The sequence below is a fragment of the Candidatus Sneabacter namystus genome (assembly GCF_008189685.1).
In the GTDB taxonomy this organism is placed as follows: domain Bacteria; phylum Pseudomonadota; class Alphaproteobacteria; order Rickettsiales; family Rickettsiaceae; genus Sneabacter; species Sneabacter namystus.
On record NZ_CP043312.1, the window covers coordinates 200,659 to 219,103 of the forward strand.

At 35.0% G+C, this 18,445-nt stretch carries 16 protein-coding genes; 12 read left to right on the forward strand and 4 right to left on the reverse strand.

Annotation, left to right across the window (positions count from 1 at the left end):
• Positions 1-3: 3 nt before the first annotated feature.
• Both dapF and grxD read right to left on the reverse strand, forming a co-directional pair.
• Complete coding sequence (gene dapF / locus FZC37_RS00835) at positions 4-1,533, reverse strand: diaminopimelate epimerase (RefSeq protein ID WP_148951846.1); 1,530 nt, start codon at positions 1,531-1,533, stop codon at positions 4-6.
• Positions 1,534-1,648: 115 nt separating this feature from the next.
• The gene (grxD, locus tag FZC37_RS00840) at positions 1,649-2,005 is read right to left on the reverse strand and encodes a Grx4 family monothiol glutaredoxin (RefSeq protein ID WP_148951847.1); all 357 of its coding nucleotides are present in this window, start codon (positions 2,003-2,005) and stop codon (positions 1,649-1,651) included.
• A gap of 110 nt (positions 2,006-2,115) precedes the next feature.
• Between grxD and nth the strand changes: the two genes are divergently transcribed.
• The 8 genes from nth to FZC37_RS00880 all read left to right on the forward strand — a co-directional run bounded on the left by nth (position 2,116) and on the right by FZC37_RS00880 (position 11,439).
• Positions 2,116-2,751, forward strand: a complete 636-nt coding sequence (nth, locus tag FZC37_RS00845; RefSeq protein ID WP_148951848.1) for an endonuclease III — start codon at positions 2,116-2,118, stop codon at positions 2,749-2,751.
• Complete coding sequence (locus FZC37_RS00850) at positions 2,738-3,385, forward strand: alpha/beta hydrolase (protein ID WP_148951849.1); 648 nt, start codon at positions 2,738-2,740, stop codon at positions 3,383-3,385. Before nth ends, FZC37_RS00850 begins: the two co-directional genes overlap by 14 nt.
• Before the next feature lie 4 nt (positions 3,386-3,389).
• Positions 3,390-4,619, forward strand: a complete 1,230-nt coding sequence (gene glyA, locus FZC37_RS00855; protein WP_148952237.1) for a serine hydroxymethyltransferase — start codon at positions 3,390-3,392, stop codon at positions 4,617-4,619.
• A 12-nt stretch (positions 4,620-4,631) separates the two neighbouring features.
• Positions 4,632-5,747 carry a tRNA 2-thiouridine(34) synthase MnmA gene (gene mnmA / locus FZC37_RS00860; protein WP_148951850.1) on the forward strand — a complete coding sequence of 372 codons (1,116 nt, stop codon included), beginning with the start codon at positions 4,632-4,634 and terminating at the stop codon, positions 5,745-5,747.
• Positions 5,748-5,942: 195 nt separating this feature from the next.
• Positions 5,943-7,313, forward strand: a complete 1,371-nt coding sequence (locus FZC37_RS00865) for an APC family permease (protein WP_148951851.1) — start codon at positions 5,943-5,945, stop codon at positions 7,311-7,313.
• 14 nt (positions 7,314-7,327) lie between these two features.
• The gene (hisS, locus tag FZC37_RS00870) at positions 7,328-8,563 is read left to right on the forward strand and encodes a histidine--tRNA ligase (protein ID WP_216363376.1); all 1,236 of its coding nucleotides are present in this window, start codon (positions 7,328-7,330) and stop codon (positions 8,561-8,563) included.
• A gap of 156 nt (positions 8,564-8,719) precedes the next feature.
• Positions 8,720-10,966, forward strand: a complete 2,247-nt coding sequence (pnp, locus tag FZC37_RS00875; protein ID WP_148951853.1) for a polyribonucleotide nucleotidyltransferase — start codon at positions 8,720-8,722, stop codon at positions 10,964-10,966.
• 11 nt (positions 10,967-10,977) lie between these two features.
• A complete protein-coding gene (locus FZC37_RS00880; protein WP_148951854.1) occupies positions 10,978-11,439 on the forward strand; it encodes an NrdR family transcriptional regulator in 462 nt (153 codons plus the stop codon).
• Here FZC37_RS00880 and FZC37_RS00885 read toward each other — a convergent pair.
• A complete protein-coding gene (locus FZC37_RS00885) occupies positions 11,436-12,953 on the reverse strand; it encodes a YifB family Mg chelatase-like AAA ATPase (protein WP_172619324.1) in 1,518 nt (505 codons plus the stop codon). The genes FZC37_RS00880 and FZC37_RS00885 overlap by 4 nt on opposite strands.
• 170 nt (positions 12,954-13,123) lie before the next feature.
• Between FZC37_RS00885 and FZC37_RS00890 the strand changes: the two genes are divergently transcribed.
• From FZC37_RS00890 to FZC37_RS00900, 3 genes are all read left to right on the forward strand, one after another.
• A complete protein-coding gene (locus FZC37_RS00890; protein ID WP_148951855.1) occupies positions 13,124-14,608 on the forward strand; it encodes an Npt1/Npt2 family nucleotide transporter in 1,485 nt (494 codons plus the stop codon).
• On the forward strand, positions 14,598-15,590 hold the full coding sequence (locus FZC37_RS00895; RefSeq protein WP_148951856.1) for a D-alanine--D-alanine ligase: 993 nt from the start codon (positions 14,598-14,600) through the stop codon (positions 15,588-15,590). Before FZC37_RS00890 ends, FZC37_RS00895 begins: the two co-directional genes overlap by 11 nt.
• A gap of 140 nt (positions 15,591-15,730) precedes the next feature.
• A complete protein-coding gene (locus FZC37_RS00900) occupies positions 15,731-16,378 on the forward strand; it encodes a cell division protein FtsQ/DivIB (RefSeq protein ID WP_148951857.1) in 648 nt (215 codons plus the stop codon).
• Here the strand turns inward: FZC37_RS00900 and obgE are convergent.
• A complete protein-coding gene (gene obgE, locus FZC37_RS00905; RefSeq protein WP_148951858.1) occupies positions 16,365-17,357 on the reverse strand; it encodes a GTPase ObgE in 993 nt (330 codons plus the stop codon). The genes FZC37_RS00900 and obgE overlap by 14 nt on opposite strands.
• A gap of 69 nt (positions 17,358-17,426) precedes the next feature.
• Here obgE and FZC37_RS00910 point away from each other — a divergent pair, with 69 nt between their 5' ends.
• Positions 17,427-18,404: an ABC transporter ATP-binding protein gene (locus FZC37_RS00910; protein WP_148951859.1), complete on the forward strand. Its 978-nt coding sequence runs from the start codon at positions 17,427-17,429 to the stop codon at positions 18,402-18,404.
• Positions 18,405-18,445 lie beyond the last annotated feature (41 nt).

An 18,445-nucleotide genomic window follows, 5' to 3' on the forward strand; every position in this document is an offset into this window, starting at 1 on the left:
ACTTTATAAGGTAAACGTACCTTCTATTGTTTTTTCTACAGGACCTTCCATTATAACATTGCTATCTTGCAAAGATAATTGTAAATCTCCTACTGCAAATTTTACTGTTACCTCATCGTTCACGAACCCCATTTTGTTTATTGCAGAAAATGTCGCACATGCACCGCTACCACATGCTAAAGTAAGTCCAGTGCCTCGTTCCCATACTTTAAGATGGATAGCATCGTTTTTTATTTTTGCGAAATTGACATTTACTCCCTTTGGAAAAGAGTGATGAGACGAAAGACAGGCTCCTACTTTTGACATAAAATTCTCTGTGATATTTTGGTTGAGAATTACCAAGTGCGGGTTACCCATATCAACGCACATCATCTCTCTGGCGTTTAAGGAATAATTTTTAGCTAGTTTCCACATGATATCAGATGATGGCATCCATTCTGCTTGAAACTTTGGTGTTCCCATATTGACACTGATTTTATCTTTTCCTGATACAAAGCACGGTATAACTTTATCTAGAACACGAATGGAGCAGTTCTGTTTGCCTGTGTCTTGAAAACACAACCAGGCTAAGCATCTTGTAGCATTGCCGCAAACTTCTCCTTTTGAACCATCCTGGTTAAAAACAACCATGCCGTATTCGTCTGGTAGAGTTTTGGAAAAAACGATCATTTGGTCACATCCAACTCCTAGTCTTCTATCGCATACCAACTTTACTTCATGCTTTGCGTTTTGGTAGTTGAAGAACTTATCTTCTACTATTACAAAGTCGTTTCCCAAACCATGCATTTTTACGAAAGGTACTTCTTTAGGCATATAATTTATTCGTTCTAGATATTGCATTGGATTGACGGATATTGTGCCTTTTTGCATAGCAAAATACAATACAGGATGTTCTTTTGTTCCGCATGCCAAGCCTAGCAATTGTTTTTGTTTGACTTGATCCCCTAATTTAGGAAATGTTTTAGATAGATATGCATACGCAATCTTTATTCCATTTTCTGATCGTATTATTATCGTTTTGCCAAATTGTGAATGCGGGCCTACGTATGTTACTTTACCTTGTAATGCACAGTACACTTCTTGATTTTTCTTGGCTGATATATGGATTCCTGATATCGATTTTCCGTTTACTGTTTCTTTAAATTTGTTGACTACTTTGCCTTTTATTGGCCACGATAGTGTTATAAGTTTTCCTTTATTGTCATGAATTTTTTTCTTACTCTGGTCGTCATTTTTTAGATCTTGTTCAAAGAATAATTTTTCATCTGTTAGCTTTTCTTCATAAATTTCTTTTGGCATGCTGTACTGCCTAGTAGCCGCTATATTTTTATCTATTACGGAAGAGATTATTTTTTCAGGTCGTGGAATTTTCGATACAGTTCCTAAACCTTTCCCAGATGCTAAATTCACCAAATCTGTACTGGTGCAACTACATAGGAACAAAGCTGGCAAAATTGGTAGCAAATGCCTTAATTTCGATGATATTAAGGTAAGCTGTTCTTTTAATAACATTATTGAGTAAAATTTGTGCATACGTAAATTCAATTAATAGACTACTCAAACATATTACTTAACACAGTGTCTCAGTGCAAGGGAGTGTTTTAGTTAGATCTTGTGTTTATAAGCTACGTTTTATTATTGATATATTTTATTTGTGACTTTCGATCAAGTTGTTTATTTCCTGAAAAAAAATTCCTTTAGACTCCATTTCGGACACTATATCAGATCCGCCTACAAATACTTGTTTCACATACAATTGAGGTATTGTTGGCCAATTGCTAAATTGTTTTATTTCTTCTCTAAGATACGGAATAGAAAATATGTTGACATCACAAAACGTAAATTTGTTTTTTCTTAAGATGTTGACCACTTGCGCTGAAAAGCCGCATTGAGGAAAGTTGTGTGTACCTTTCATGAACACAACAATAGTTTTTTCTTTTATTGTTTTTTGGATAAAATCGATAGCTGTTTTTCTTAATTGATTTTCATCTTCATTTTCTTTCATTGTATGTATCTTTGTAAATAGATAAAGTCTATGTTAGCGAGTTTATAGGTTGTTTTTTATCTATGCAAATGTTGTATAAAAGTATAAACAGATGATATTGGTTAGTGTATATGAATGATAGGTTATTTGTAACGAAGATATTGGACGCCTGGCGTTCTTGGTGTGCTAACCCTACAATTGAATTAGATTATAAAAACCATTTTACCTTATTAGTTGCTATCGTGCTATCGGCTCGCGCTACTGATGTAGGTGTAAATAAGGCAACTCATAGTCTTTTTGAAATGTACAGTACTCCCAGGGAATTTATAAAATTGGGAGAAGAAAATTTATCGTTCTACGTAAAGACTATAGGTTTATATCGAACAAAGGCAAAAAACATATTAAAGATGTCACATATTTTAGAAAGCAAGTATGATGGACAAGTTCCGTCTAATTTTGAAGATTTAGTTCAGTTGCCTGGAGTTGGAAGAAAGAGTGCCAACGTTTTTTTAAACAATGCATATGGAGCTCAAACGATGCCGGTTGATACACACGTTTTTCGTGTTGCAAGAAGAATAGGTTGGAGTGATGCTACCACCGTACTTGGTGTGGAAAGAGATTTAGTTGCAATATTACCTAAAAAGTGTTTGAATCACGCAAACAATTGGCTTGTTCTTCATGGTAGATATGTGTGTAAAGCACGTAAACCTAATTGTACAAAATGTCTGATAAATAAGTATTGCAAGTATTACAATGAAAGTAAGTAGAACAAATATAGGACATGAAATTGCCTGTGAAGATGCAGAGGTTTTAGCAGTTCTTTTGCATGGATATGGTTCCTCTTCTGAGGATTTAATTAGCCTTGTTCCTTACATTTCTACTACTTTGCAGAAAATATATTGGTTTGCTCCTAATGGTGTGGAACAATGTGAAGGATTTGGATATAGTTGGTTTCATTACGTAGGGCTGGACTCGTGTTTTGAAGAGTTATGTCGTAACAGAAGACGTATATTAGATATTATAGATACTAAGCGTCAGTCTGTTAACTTAAAGTGGTCTAAGGTTTTATTGATTGGTTTTTCTCAAGGGGGTATGGTAGCGCTGGACTTTGTAACAAGTTTTTCAGAAAATTTGTTAGGGGCTATTAGTTTTTCAGGTGCATTTTTAGGCAGAGAAGTGATGAATAATAAAGCACCCATTTGCATGATTCATGGTTCTGATGACAATGTTGTACCTGTAGATTATCTTGTAAGTGCCAAGAAGTTTTTAGAGGATAATGGATGTGATGTATCATCTCATAAATTAATGCACTTAGCCCATTCTATAGATGTCAGAGGAATAAATTTGGCTACAAATTTCATTAATAGGCTAACAGAAAAAGAAAGTATTTACGGTAAATGATGTGATGATAAAAGATGAGAAATTAAATGCTTTACTTGATAAGGAAGTAAAAAGACAACAAGAAAGCATAGACTTGATAGCATCGGAAAATTTGGTTAGTTCTAACGTATCAAAGTTCCAGGGATCGGTTTTGACTAACAAGTATGCTGAAGGATATAGTAGTAAGCGTTATTATGAAGGATGCGATATAATAGATCAGGTGGAGAATCTTGCTCAGCAGAGGCTGTGTGAGTTGTTTGGTGCAAAATATGCTAACGTGCAGCCACATTCTGGATCTCAGGCCAATCAGGCTGTCTTACTTGCTTTACTTAAACCTGGAGATACTATTTTGGGCATGTCTTTAGATTGTGGTGGGCATTTGACTCATGGATTTAAAGTTACAATGTCGGGAAAGTGGTTTAACGCTGTATCGTATGGTGTTAATGAGATCAGCTATTTGATAGATTATGAACAAGTTCATAAATTGGCTATACAATATAAGCCAAAACTAATTATATGTGGCTGCTCTGCATATTCTAGGGTTATAGATTTTTCTAAATTTGCTCATATTGCTCAGCTGGTTGGGGCCTATCTTCTTGCTGATGTTGCTCATATCGCCGGTTTGATTGCATCTGGATTACATCCAAATCCATTGGGATATGCGGATGTTGTGACATCTACTACACACAAAACTCTACGTGGTCCTAGAGGAGGTATAATAATGACTAATCATGCAGATATAGCAAAAAAGGTTAATTCAGCAGTATTTCCTGGAATACAGGGAGGTCCGTTTATGCATACTATTGGAGCGAAAGCAGCTGCGTTTTTTGAGGCATTGCAACCTGCTTTTAAAGAGTATTCAAAGCAAGTTATAACGAATGCTAAAACTTTGGCACGTGTATTACAAGAAAGGGGTTACAGTGTTTTGACTGGTGGGACTGATAATCATGTTATAATTTTAAAATTAGATATGTTAAGTGGCAAAGAGGCTGCTTTTAGACTAGCATCTATAGGTATTGTGTGTAATAAAAACAGTGTTCCGTTTGATGTTAGACCTCCTGCTATTTCTTCTGGTATAAGGCTTGGTAGCCCTGCTTGTACTACTCGTGGTATGTCAGAAACTGAGTTTGAGATCATAGGTAATTGTATAGCGGACGTTCTTGATGTCAAAAATTGGGAAAATGTAGAAGATATCATTGATAAAAAGAAGGCGATTGTTAAGAGTTTGTGTGATAAATTTCCTATTAATTGCTAATTTTGAGAGAGTATGTTAATTGATGGTTTAGATCCTAAAAATAGCACCGTTGCAGTTGCTATGTCAGGTGGAGTGGATAGTTCGACGACGGCAGCTCTTTTGCATGAGGCTGGGTATAATGTTATAGGTGTTACTTTACAGCTATATAACGCTGGTAATACCCCTAAGAAAGAAGGAGCATGTTGTGCTGGGATTGATATTTATGATGCTAAGCTTGTTGCGGATAATTTGGGTATACCTCACTATGTATTGAATTATGAAAGTAGGTTTCGTCAATCCGTTATAGATGATTTTGTTGACACGTATCTTGCTGGAGAAACGCCTACTCCGTGTGTTAGATGCAATCAAACTGTGAAATTTTCTGATCTATTGAAAGTTGCTAAAGAATTAAAAGCTGATCGTTTGGCGACAGGTCATTATGTTTCTAAAGTTATACATAATGGAGTTGCTGAAATGCATAAAGCTTATGATCTTTCTAAAGATCAAAGTTATTTTCTTTTTGCTACTACTCAAGAGCAATTAGAGTATCTAGAGTTTCCTTTAGGCAATATGAGCAAAGAGGAGACTCGCAAACATGCGCAGAGACTAGGGCTGCTAGTGTCTGATAAACCTGATAGTCAAGATATTTGCTTTGTTCATGGTTCGTATGTTGATTTTGTGAAAAAGATCAGGCCAGATGCCATAAAAAAAGGCGATATCATGCATGTAGATGGTTATAAAGTTGGAGAGCATGAGGGAGTGATGAAATACACAATAGGACAAAGGAAGGGTATAGGAATCTCTTTTCATGAGCCACTCTATGTAATTAAGATAGATGCTGTAAATAATGTAATATACGTTGGGCCCGAGTCAGCTTTGTATAAAGTAAAATTTATAGTAAAGGATGTGAATTTTCTCGGTTGCGGTTTAGATTGTGTTGACGGGTTGGAGGTGCAGGTCAAGGTTAGATCTATGTTTTGTGCTGTAGATGCCAAGATATATCCAACATCTGACATAACAAAGGTCTGTGTATGTTTACTGACGGCGCAAAAAGCCATTGCTCCTGGCCAAGTATGTGTTTTTTATGATGGAGTAAAAGTATTGGGAGGTGGATGGATAGAAAATACATCAAATGTAAGTAAGAAATAGTGTTTTGTTATTCTTAATTTTGCCTTACTTGAAAAAATGTAGCTTTAAGGATACAATACCACCCTTTAAGAATTTAACTTGGTTGAATTGTTTGAAATCCTTTTCATTGGATCTTTTTGTATCTTATACCGCGTAGTTGCATTGAAGTATTTCACACAAGATTAGTTAAGTTTCGTCATAACATATCAGAATATCATGATACAAATTTTCAAAAAACTTCCTATTGATAACGTAAAAAAAAGATCCAATGTTGTGAAACATCTTGGAGCATTTGATTTGACGCTAGTGGGTTTAGGGGCAATGGTAGGTTCTGCTATTTTTTCTTTGACAGGTGTGATAGCTGCTGCATATTGTGGGCCTTCTGTTGCTATATGTTATGTCATAGCTGGTTTATGTTCTGTACTTATTGCATTTCCTTATGCGGAAGTAACATCTACTTTTCCCACCTCTGGTAGTATTTATAGTTATGCTGGTGCTGTTGTTGGAGATATTGGTGCCTGGCTTGCTTTATCTATATTAATGATGGAGTTAGCGAGTGGTGCAGCGTTGGCTTCTTCATGCATGGCGACGTACTGCGTCACTTTATTTAGAGATTTTGGCTTTATAATTCCACAAAAGTTTCTTATGACGCCTTTAGAAGGTGGAATTATCAATGTACCTAGTATTATTGTGACTTGTATTTTGGGAGGAGTATCTTGTATGGGGAGTAAAGGTAGTAAAGGAATGAGCAATTTTTTTGTGTATCTTAAATTCTTTATTATTGTGGCTTTTGTGATTCTTATAGTGCCTTATTTCAAAGTTAGTAATGTGAAGGAATTTATACCCTTTGGTTTTGATAGCGCTTTAATAGGGTCTGCTATACTGTTTGGAGCTTTTGCTGGATTTAGTGTCATTCCTACTATGGCAGATGAGTGTCACAACCCCTCTCGGGACGTTGTGATTGGCATGTTGTCTTCGATATTAATTACAGCTTTGATATATTTTATTGTATCGTTTTTTATAGTAGGGGCTGTACATTACACTAACCTTGGCTTTCCTGACATATCTTTGAAAGTTATGGACGCCTGCGGATATAGCGCTCTTAGTCAAATGGTTGGAGCTGTTATAGTTTTTTCTATTTCTTCTGTTGTGATAGTGTTGCTAAATTCCAAGTCGAAAGTTTTTGCTGTTGTTAGTAGAGATGGTATGTTGCCTAAGTGGTTTAGCATTGTAGATAAAAGAGGTACGCCTATTTTTGGTTTATTGTTTTGTATAGTGTTAGTATCTTTAATAGGAGGTTTAACTCCTTACAACCAAATAGCAAAAGTAACAAGTATTGGTACGTCTGGGGAATACCTTGTCATGATGGTGTTAGCATGTGCATTGCGTGTAAAGTTTTCTAATGTAAAAAGGTCTTTTGTTTGTCCTGCGTTATATGTTTTATCCACTACTGCTTCTATGATTTTGCTGTACATGATAGTAAAGCAATTGCTTGAATCTTTAGTTGTTGCAAAATTTGTCTTTGGTTGGATTACAGTGTGGCTTGGTGTTTATTTTGCTTATTTGTTTTCTTTTAGAAAAGTATAAAGGTTTATATGGCTATGCGGAAAGTTAGGGGTACCAAGGATATTTTTTTTGATAAATGTAGATTGAGGAAAGAGATAATAGAAAGGTGTTGGAGTGTTTCTGAGAGTTATGGTTTTGAGCCTGTAGAGGTTCCTGTTTTAGAATATGAGGATACTTATAAAAGGACTTTGGGAGAATGGTCTGATATTGTAAGTAAAGAAATGTATTCCTTTGAAGATAAAGGAGGAGAGGTTCTAACGTTGAGACCTGAGTTTACTGCGGGGATAATGAGAGCCGTATGTTCAGAGGACATGCGTATGCCTTTAAGACTGTTTTCTCATGGTCCACTTTTTCGTTACGAGAGACCTCAAATGGGTAGACAGCGTCAATTATATCAAATGAACTGGGAACACATAGGAACTAGTTCTTCTTATGCAGATGCAGAGTTGATATGTATGATAGACAATATATTGAAAATTTTAAATTTGGATCATGCCATTAAATTGAAGATTAACTCACTTGGTTGTTCCGAATCCCGTTTTCGATACAAAAATGCTATAAGTCAATATTTTGAACGATTTAAAGACGATTTATCAGAGTATAGTAAAGTTAGGTTGGAAAAAAATCCTCTTAGAATACTTGATTCTAAGGACGAAAAAGATATAGAAATAGGACGATCTGCTCCTTCTATTTCGAGTTATTACACAATTTCATCGAAACAATTTCTTGAGGAATTATTATCTAGTTTGACAAAATTAGGAGTGAAGTATGAGTTAGATGAAACTTTGGTCAGGGGTCTTGATTACTATAATCATTCAGTGTTTGAATTTGTTAGTGACGAGATAGGAGCTCAAGCTGCTGTGTGTGGTGGAGGCAGGTACGATGGTTTGTCGGAAAATATGGGATTTTCCTATCGTTGTTCTGTTGGAGCTGCTTTGGGCTTAGATCGTATATGCCTTATGATCAAGAATTTGTACTTTAAAAAAACTCCCATCATTTTTATTATTCCAACTGATTCTGCTACTGGATATGCATTGATTTTGGCTGATAAACTTAGGCGTGAATTAAATTCCCATTATCGCATTGTAGTAGATGTGGAAGGAACTGTTAAAAGACGTATGAAAAATGCTGATAATTGCGAGGCTCAATATGTGATTGTATTAGGTGATCAAGAGTTAGCATCTAACGTCGTACGTGTTAGAGATTTTGTGACTGGAGTAGAAAAAGAGGTAACGTTTGATAAATTATGTGAATTTTTTGTTGAAAGTTAACGTTTTGTTATTTTCTTGTTTCATTATATCGTGACTGCAGACATAATGTATAAAATGCAATGTGTTTTGTGTGTAATAATTTTTGTTTCAATCTGTTTGTGTAAAACAGATGTTTATTTTTTGAATTTTTATAAAGTTTTTAGGTGTTATTAAAGAATGGAGAGATTTAAGAAGACTGGGTTGTATGAAAAATCGCTGCAATTTGGTTCTGGTACTTTAGTGTTGCAATCTGGAAAAATTGCTAAACAATCGGATGGTGCTATCCTTGCAACAGTTGGGGATACCGTGGTTCTGAATACTGTGGTACTTGGCAAAGAGCCGTTGGCATCGTGTAATTTTCTTCCTTTATCAGTGCATTATAGAGAGATGTTTTCTGCTGCTGGTAAGTTTCCTGGTGGATTTTTAAAAAGAGAGGGTAAGATTTCAGATAGAGAGGTTTTAATCTCAAGGTTGATAGATAGGGCTTTGCGTCCCATGTTTGAAGATCACTTTTTTCATGAGGTACAGATTATTTCTCATGTTTTGTCTTATGATCCAAATTTTGATCCTGCGATGATAGCTATGGTCGGAGCCTCTGCTGCTCTTTCTATTTCTGGAGCTCCGTTAGTTGGTATATCTGGAGCTGTGCGAGTTGCCAAACTAGACAAAGAAGTTATTGTTAATCCTTCAATACAGCAAATCAAAGCTAGCGATGTAAATTTAGTTGTTAGTGCAACGCATCGTGAGATTGTGATGATTGAGTCTGAGGCAAAAGAGGTTAAAGAGGACGATTTGTCTAGTTTATTAAAGACTGCTATGGATTCCATTGCTCATATTGTGGATTGTATGGAAGAAATGAAGAAAGAGATAGGTAAGGAGTTTATTTGGCGCTCTAATACAGTACAAGATGTAGAGCGTGTGAATCTTGCTCAAGCATTTGAACATAGAGTGCAAGAAGGTTTGAACATTTCTTGCAAGTATGAAAGAGTTGGATACTTTGAGTTATTAAGTAGAGAAATATTAGAAAAATGTCAAGATGATGATGTATCGTTGTCTGATGTAAAAAAAGATGTGGAAAAGCTTTTAAAGAGTATAATGCGTGACAATGTTATCGAAGGTAGAGGTCGAATCGGTGGTAGAAATAATACGGAAATAAGAGAGATAGAATGTGAATCAGGTATCTTTCCTCGTACTCACGGATCTGCCCTATTTACAAGGGGTGATACGCAAGTTATTGCTACTGTTACGCTTGGAACAGAAGATGATGGGCAAATTATCGGTAATGTTATTGATGATTATAGGGAAAGCTTTATGTTGCATTATTCTTTTCCTCCGTTTGCAGCTGGTGAGTGCGGAGCGCTTAGAGCTCCTGGTAGAAGGGAGATAGGGCATGGTCAGTTGGCTCGCAAGGCCATCAATGCCGTTATGCCTTCTAAAGAACAATTTCCTTATACTGTAAGGGTATGTGCAGATGTGACAGAGTCAGATGGTTCCAGTTCTCAAGCTACTATTTGTGCTGGAATACTTAGTTTAATGGATGCAGGAGTGCCTATAAAGAGTATGATTGCAGGTATTGCTATGGGTATGGTTCAAGAAAAAGACAAGCTTGCTATATTATCTGACATTGCTCATGAAGAAGATAGTTTTGGTGATATAGATTTCAAAGTTGCTGGTTCTGTAGAAGGGGTAACAGCTTTACAGCTCGATAGTAAATTACCTTGCTTAACTCTGGATACATTGATAACTGCTTTATCTCAGGCAAAAGACGGTAGGTTGCATATATTGTCTAAAATGAAAAATACGATATCAGTTCCTAGGGAAAAGTTGAGTCGATATGCTCCATCTTTTCATACACTAAACATAGCAAAGGATTCCATAAAAGATCTTATTGGTCCTGGAGGTAAGGTAATACGGGATATTTGCGAAAAGACTGGTGCAAAAATAAATGTTAATGATGACGGTGTAGTGACTGTTGCAGCTGTAGATGCTGCTGCTGTGGAAAAAGCGATACTCATGATTCGTGGTGTTACTGGGGCCTCAGCTGAAATAGGTACTAAATTTGAAGGTCGAATAGTTAAAATTATAGATTCTGGTATTTTTGTAGACTGCGGAATGGGGAAAGATGCCTTTGTGCATATTAGTGAAGTATCTCATTCTACAGTTAATGATCTTCGAGACTGTTTTTCAGAAGGAGAGAAGGTTAATATGGTTGTCATAGGAGAAGATAGAGGGAGAGTGCGTTTTTCTATCAAAGACTACGATGTAGAGGTTAGCGTTTTAATAGAAAAGAATAAAAGGAAAAGAAGTAGGAATAGCGAGCATGGGAAGAACGATCAAAGTGGAAAGTTTGAAAGAAGTAGAAAGCGTATGAGGAATGAACATTGGAAAAGAGATAAAGCTGAGGAAAAATTTAAGAATAGGTAATTTAGTTATAGATGCTGTGTCCTTTTTGCGAAGGTTTTGATACTGGGGTTAAAGATTCAAGGTGTTTAAAGTATTCGGTGAAGCGACGCAGATGGTGTGGTAAATGTAATAAAAAATTTACCACCCTTGAAAGGGTCGTCAGTGAGTGTGTGTACGTTATTAAATCTTCCGGTATTAAAGAGCCCTTTAATAGAAGCATTCTTCGTGATTCTGTACTTAATGTCTTCAAAGATGGCTCTGTTTCACAGCCTTATATAGATAGAATTATAGATTCTTTTGTAGACTTTGTTTCTTTATTCTCTTGGCAAGAGATCAGTACTCAGCAAATTGTTTCTGGAATGTTGAAGATTCTTGTATCGCATGATGTTTTAGCCAGCATACGTTTTGCTGCTCTTTATAAAAGTTTTGATAATGTATCAGATTTTTTGTCTTTTGTGCAATCGTTGGCAGCTGGGCATGCAGATAATCTTTAATTATTGAAGTTAGAATATTCTTTTAGCCTGTAACTTAAGGCTTCAGAGAGATGTACTTTAGATATGTGCTCAGATTCTTCTAAGTCTGCTATAGTTCTTGCTATCTTTAGGATTGTGTGATGGGCTCTTACAGAAAGTCTAAAGTTTTTTACAGCTTGTTTTAATATAGCTGCCCCTTCTTCGTCTAATTGAGTGTATTGTTCTATATTTTTTGCATTTGCATTAGTTGAGAATTGGCATTCGTTGTATCGTGTATTTTGTATAGCCCTTGCTTTTAAAACTCTTTTTTTTATTGTTTCAGAAGTTTCTACTTTTTGTGGTGTGTCTTCATATTCTGGCTCACAGACTTCTATGTGTATGTGAAATCTATCTAAAATAGGGCCTGATATTTTAGACATGTAAGTTTTGCCGCATGTAGGCGCTCGTGTACATTGCTTTGCAATATCACCTAGGTATCCGCATTTACACGGATTCATGGCTGCAATGAGTTGAAAATTGGCAGGATATGTAACATGAAAGCTAGCACGTGAGATCAAAATTTCTTTTTTCTCAAGTGGTTGTCTTAGGGCGTCTATAGTAGTTTGAGGAAATTCTGGCAATTCATCTAAAAACAGTATTCCGTTGTGAGCTAAAGATATTTCTCCTGGCTTTATTTTATTTCCTATACCGCCACCTACAATAGATGCCATTGAAGCTGATTGATGAGGAGATCGAAAGGGTCTGTTAGTTGTTAATTTTCCATTTTTAATTAGGCCAGCCACACTATATATCATGCTGGATTCTAGAATTTCTTCTTTTGAAAGCTGTGGCATAATTCCAGGTATGCGCTCTGCTAACATTGATTTACCTGCTCCTGGTGGTCCAAACATGAGCATGCTGTGTCCTCCTGCAGCTGCAACTTCTGTTGCTCTTTTGGCGAATATATGTCCTTTTACATCTTTAAAATCTAATTCTTGATCGTTGATGGCAAGGATAGATGGAATAGGTTGTGGTATTGTTAATTTCCCTTTAAAGTGATTTAGCAATGATAAAAGATTTTGTGCTGCAATTATATCTTCGTTTCCAGACCATATAGCTTCTGGTCCATTTTCGTTAGGACATATGATACCCATATTATTTGACATTGCGCACATAGCTGCTGGCAATACACCAGGTACTTGTAAAATATGACCGCTTAAATCTAGTTCTCCAAGGATGATGTATTCATGTACTGCTTCTTCTGGCAATACTCCTAAGTTTGACAAAATAGCACATGCAATTGGTAGATCAAAATGACTTCCTTCTTTGTTTAAGTCTGCTGGCGAAAGATTTATAAGGATACGTTTTGCTGGTAGTGCTAATCCTATAGATGTAAGGGCGCCTCTTACTCGTTCTTTTGATTCGGCGATAGTTTTATCTGCAAGTCCAACTATTGTGAATGTAGGAATGCCCGGAGTGATTTGAACTTGCACCTTAACTTTTATAGTTTCCACACCTTTTAAAGTCAGGCTATATGCGTCTGTTAAATTTGACAACTGTTGTTTATGAATAAAATATGATACATTAACGATTCTACTCCTGATAAAAGGAAAGTTTTACAACAAAAATTATATTTGTATAAACATTTTGTTAGTACTTTTATGAGATAATCACCAGGGTGTACTGTGCTAAATTTCTTTAATCTCTACGTTTCACTTCTCTTATTATGAACAATTTTTTTTCTAAAGCTTTTTTTCCTATTAAGGCTGAAGAAAAGAAAAAGTTTATTATGATGTCTTCCCTGATGTTTACTATACTTCTGAATCAAAATATAGTACGCAATATCAAAGATGCCATTACTGTCACGTATATAGGCGCTGAAGCTATCAGTTTTATTAAGTTATGGGTTGAATTGCCTTGTAGCGTGGTTTTTGTATTTTTATATACGAGGTTATGCAATTATTTTGGTCCACATAAAACTTTCAGAATAGTATTGTATATATTTATACTATATTTTTTCTTATTTTTGGTTTTATTGTTTCCTCATTTGGAGTTATTACAGCCATCTCAATTGGTTACTGAGCATTATGTTTCCATACACCCGCATTGGAAATGGTTTATAGCTTTATGGTCTAATTGGATTATAGTTTCATTTTACGTAGTTGGTGAATTGTGGCCAGTAATTGTATTTTCTCTTCTATTTTGGCAGTTGGTGAACAGTACTACGCTTACTGAGCAATCTTATAGATTTTATCCAAGTCTAAGTCTAATAGGACAGACAAATCTACTTGTTGCATTTTTGATAATAGAGTATGTGACGAAGGATAATACGTTCTTATCTAGTTTAGTTATAGGTAATAATTTCGAATCACGACTCAACGTGTTGTTATCATTTGTAGTTATATGCGGAATAACAAGCGCTTTACTGCACAAAATGATAGAGAAGGATATTACCAAAAATCCTTGCCTATATATCTGTGTTGGAGGTGCGAAAGAGTATTTTAGATTAGGGTTAAGAGATAGTATAAAAATGTTATTCAATTCAAAATATCTGCGTGCCTTATGTATAATTGTAATATCGTATAGTTTGGCAATTAATTTAACTGAAGGGATACTTTTGTTTAAAATTCGAAAGTATTATCACACTGCTACAGAGGTTATGAGATACAACGCGATGGTATCATTCTGTACTGGTATATTCACGTTTATTTGCTCTATTGCTGGGGGATACATGATACGAGGATTGGGATGGTTTTATTCTGCGATCATCACTCCTGGAATTTTTGCAATTATGGGAAGTATTTTTTTCTGTTCCGTATTGTTGCAGTATTATTTCGGTATTTCTTTTGCTGTATTGGGATTATCTACTTTAGGCTTTATAGTTATCGTAGGAGCTTTTCAGAATATTTTAAGTAAAGCTGTAAAATATTCTCTTTTTGATGCAACAAAAGAGATGGCGTATGTGCCTCTTTGTGACGAATGGAAAACAAAAGGCAAGGCTTCTGTTGACATGTTTGGTCCTAAGTTAGGCAGAGCTTTTGGTTCTGGTGTGCAATTTTCTTTGTTTTCTCTTTTTCCAAGATCTGACTACGATGATATTGCGCTACCTTTGATGATGCTATTTTTGCTTGTTGTGGGTATGTGGATGTATGGAGTATCTACTTTGGGAAAAGCCTATAACTGTATGATAAAAAAGGAAAATGAAAGTTGATAGCTTATCTGATCAAAAAAGGAAATATCATAGTAATGTAAAAGGACAGCATAAATCTGTTATTACAGACAAGTATGCAGGTGATAAAGCAAAAGTGTTAGTGCTGCATGGTGGTATGTCGTTCGAAAGAGATATTTCCAAAATTTCTTCTAAGGGAGTGGTAGAGGCACTAGTGCAGCTTGGTTATGGCGTTACCGTAGTTGATGTAGGTATTGATATACAAGAATTTTTGTTAAAAAATTCTAATTATGATGTTGTATATAATTGTTTACATGGGACTTATGGAGAAGACGGTTGTATTCCTAGTATATTAAATTCTATAGATTTGCCTTACACTCATTCTGGTGTAAGAGCGTCTGTTTTAGGTTTTTATAAAGATGTTACTAAATCTATGTGTAACGAACTTGGAATTATTACACCTAAAGCAGAGTTGGTGGATATTAATAATAAGAGTACATCTTTTCAGTTTCCATATGTTATCAAACCTATAGCTCAAGGGTCTAGTTTAGGGGTGGAAGTAGTGTTTTCGGGTGATGATTACAGTATAGAAAATTATGACTTTTTTTATGGCGATGTTGCTCTTGTGGAAGAATATATTGAAGGTCAAGAGATACATTCTGCTGTTTTAGATGGAGAAGTTTTAGGGATCTTAGAAACTCGTCCTATAAAAAAAAGATTTTATGATTATGAGACTAAATACACGGATGGTTTGGCTCTTCATATTCATGATGTTGACATCACAGAGAAAGAAAGATCAAATATTTTTGATGTAAGTACAAAGATATACAGTTTCATGAATTGTAAAGGAATTGTAAGGTTTGAGTTTATCTATAATAGTACTCAAGATAAAAGTTACTTTCTCGAAGGTAATACACACCCTGGTATGACACCTTTATCTATATGTCCTGAAATTGCACAAATGGTTGGTATAGATTTTTCTGAATTAGTTGTCAGAATACTTAATAGTGCTGGTGTTGACTAAATTTTGTTTGGACGCCTGTGTTTTGGATACGTAAAGTCTATGTGTATAGTAGGCTCTTTTTTAAGTTAGCATTTTTTATTTCTTTTATTTGTATTATTGCGCTATTTTCTTTGCCATCGTGCAGAAGTTATAGGGGTAATATGCAAAAATTTTGTGAAAGTTTTTTGATAAATAATGGTTTTGTACTACGTGGCGTGATTGTCTATGGTAGAAATAATATACCTATAAAAGATGTAAAGGCTTTTGTTGAGTATGACAAAGAGTACCCAATTTTTAGAATTGACTTAAAAAAAGTCTTGGATAAGGTTTCTTGTAATCGCTGGGTGGCAAAGTGTAGTGTACGGAGAAGATTGCCTGATACCATAGTTATTAAAGTGGTAGAAAGGGTGCCAATAGCAATTTGGCAGTATCAATATAAGCATTACTTAGTTGATAAGGATGGTAGAATTTTTGATATTGATGGACTTACCGATAAGTACGGTCATTTATTGCATGTGGTTGGCAAAAGTGCCAATTTTTATGTTTATCAGCTTATTCAAGATATGGAAAATAATCCTACATTGTTACATGAAGTTAAATATGCAGTTATACAAGGGAAAAGGAGATGGGATTTGTTTATAGGGGACATTTTAGTCAAAATGCCGGAAAAAAGATTTGATAATGCATGGCGATATCTTGGTCAGTTATATTCAGAAGGTGTTTTAAATGATAAAAGTATAAGAGTCATAGATATGAGAGATGAAAACAAATTCTATGTAGAAAAATTTAATAATGTTACTTTGTCTTAGAACTGTTTTGTATTAAATCTATTGCATATAGAGTAGCTTCATCAAAACTTATTGTATTTTGTGTACTAATACTAAATACTTTTTTCTTAGTTAATTTAGATAGTCTTTCTGACTCTTCGATTAAACTTTTTTTATCTATTAAGTCAGTTTTACTAAGGCATAATATGCAAGGTGGTATAGGCTTATTTTTAAAGTACTGTTGTAATGTATTCTGGATTTTTTGGTATGTATTATAAGTGTTTGTTGTAGAGGCATCTATAACGTAGATAAGTATTTTAGAGCGCTCTATATGTTTTAAATGTCCAGGGAGGTGGCCTAATAACGATTCTGTGATGCTTGGCATATCTATTATTACGTACTTTGCATAATTTTTATATAAGCATCCTATTTGTGGAATTACTGTTGCAAAGGGGTAATTAGTAATTCGGGGTTTTGCAGATGTTATATTAGCTAAAAATGTTGATTTTCCAGAATTAGGTAGACCTATTAATGCTATATCTGACAAAAGTTTTAGATTTAGTGTGATTGTTGTTTCTTGACCTTTATGCCCCTCTGTTGCGATTCTTGGAGCTTTATTAGTTGATGATTTAAAACAGGAGTTACCTATACCTCCATTGCCACCTTTTAAAATTGTTATTGGTGTTTTTATATCAACAATATCAAATAACAAAGAATCTGTTATTGTGTCAAATATTTGAGTACCTAAAGGTACATGTAGGTAAAGATTTGCACCATTTTTACCAGTTGCGTTATTTGATTTACCAGCTTGTCCGTTACTTGCACTAAGATTTCTATTGTACTTGTAATATTCTAAAGATGTTAGATTATCATCTGCTACAATTATTACATCTCCACCTTTTCCACCATTTCCACCATTTGGACCTCCTTTAGGAAGGAATTTTTCTCTTCTAAATCGTATTACCCCGTTGCCTCCGGTACCACTTTTTATTTTCAAAGTTATAATGTCGCAGAAGTTCATATATGTTTCTGTAATGCTTTATATGTTATAGTCGTGGTTCGGTATTCAGTTTAGGGTTAATGATAGAAAATGCAAAGTCAAAATTTTGATGATCGTGTTGCGATACAAATTAGTAGTTTATGTAAAAAATATAAAGGTGAAGGTGGTAGATGTGTTGATGCGCTTACGGATGTTAATATAGAGATATTAAAGGGCAGCTGTTGTGCTATTTTAGGACCTAATGGCGCAGGAAAATCTACTTTGATTAATATTCTTGCAGGTAGCGTTGTCAAAACTTCAGGTTCTGTTAAAATTTTCGGTTTTGATATAGATACACAGACTTTTGCTGCAAAAAGAATGATAGGTGTAGTACCTCAAGAACTTAATTTGGACGTATTTTTTTCTGTAAGAGAATTATTAGAGATATATGCTGGATACTATGGAATAAAGAGTGGTGATAGAAAGACTGATCACATTCTTCAGGTTTTAGATTTGTATGATAAAAAAAATTCGACTGCAAGGCAATTGTCTGGTGGTATGAAAAGACGTTTGCTTGTTGCAAAAGCACTTGTACATTCGCCTAAAATTTTGGTGTTGGACGAACCTACTGCCGGTGTAGATGTTGAGTTAAGAGAAAAGTTGTGGAAGTACGTAAGGCAATTAAAATCTCAGGGAGTGACAGTACTGTTAACCACGCATTATTTGTATGAGGCTCAGGAATTATGTGATAGTTTTATTTTTATAAAAGATGGCTGTACGCCAGCTACTCATTATACAAAGGAGGAGTTATGGAAATTAAGTTGTAGTGAAGCAACTGTAAGATTTGATTCTCCAGTGACGTTAGATGGTACGTTATCTAGTTATAAAAATATTTGTCTGAAAGATGATGGTAAGCTGTTGACTGCAGAGTGTAGTAGATCCGAAGTTACGTCTTTTATCAAATATATAAGCTCCTTGGATGTTAATATAGAATCTATCGAAATAAATAGCATGAGTTTGGAGAATATCTTTAAAAAGATCTTTTTTAGTAAAAAAGATACAACTGATAAAAAAGACAGATTTTTCTAAAAACGTATTGAGCAGAGATTGCTAAGTATTGATGATGAGCA

Coding starts and splice junctions, on each gene's coding strand:
- dapF (WP_148951846.1), bottom strand. CDS start 1,533: ATGCACAAATTTTACTCAATAATGTTATTAAAAGAACAGCTTACCTTA.
- grxD (WP_148951847.1), bottom strand. CDS start 2,005: ATGAAAGAAAATGAAGATGAAAATCAATTAAGAAAAACAGCTATCGAT.
- nth (WP_148951848.1), top strand. CDS start 2,116: ATGAATGATAGGTTATTTGTAACGAAGATATTGGACGCCTGGCGTTCT.
- FZC37_RS00850 (WP_148951849.1), top strand. CDS start 2,738: ATGAAAGTAAGTAGAACAAATATAGGACATGAAATTGCCTGTGAAGAT.
- glyA (WP_148952237.1), top strand. CDS start 3,390: ATGATAAAAGATGAGAAATTAAATGCTTTACTTGATAAGGAAGTAAAA.
- mnmA (WP_148951850.1), top strand. CDS start 4,632: ATGTTAATTGATGGTTTAGATCCTAAAAATAGCACCGTTGCAGTTGCT.
- FZC37_RS00865 (WP_148951851.1), top strand. CDS start 5,943: ATGATACAAATTTTCAAAAAACTTCCTATTGATAACGTAAAAAAAAGA.
- hisS (WP_216363376.1), top strand. CDS start 7,328: ATGCGGAAAGTTAGGGGTACCAAGGATATTTTTTTTGATAAATGTAGA.
- pnp (WP_148951853.1), top strand. CDS start 8,720: ATGGAGAGATTTAAGAAGACTGGGTTGTATGAAAAATCGCTGCAATTT.
- FZC37_RS00880 (WP_148951854.1), top strand. CDS start 10,978: ATGCTGTGTCCTTTTTGCGAAGGTTTTGATACTGGGGTTAAAGATTCA.
- FZC37_RS00890 (WP_148951855.1), top strand. CDS start 13,124: ATGAACAATTTTTTTTCTAAAGCTTTTTTTCCTATTAAGGCTGAAGAA.
- FZC37_RS00895 (WP_148951856.1), top strand. CDS start 14,598: ATGAAAGTTGATAGCTTATCTGATCAAAAAAGGAAATATCATAGTAAT.
- FZC37_RS00900 (WP_148951857.1), top strand. CDS start 15,731: ATGCAAAAATTTTGTGAAAGTTTTTTGATAAATAATGGTTTTGTACTA.
- obgE (WP_148951858.1), bottom strand. CDS start 17,357: ATGAACTTCTGCGACATTATAACTTTGAAAATAAAAAGTGGTACCGGA.
- FZC37_RS00910 (WP_148951859.1), top strand. CDS start 17,427: ATGCAAAGTCAAAATTTTGATGATCGTGTTGCGATACAAATTAGTAGT.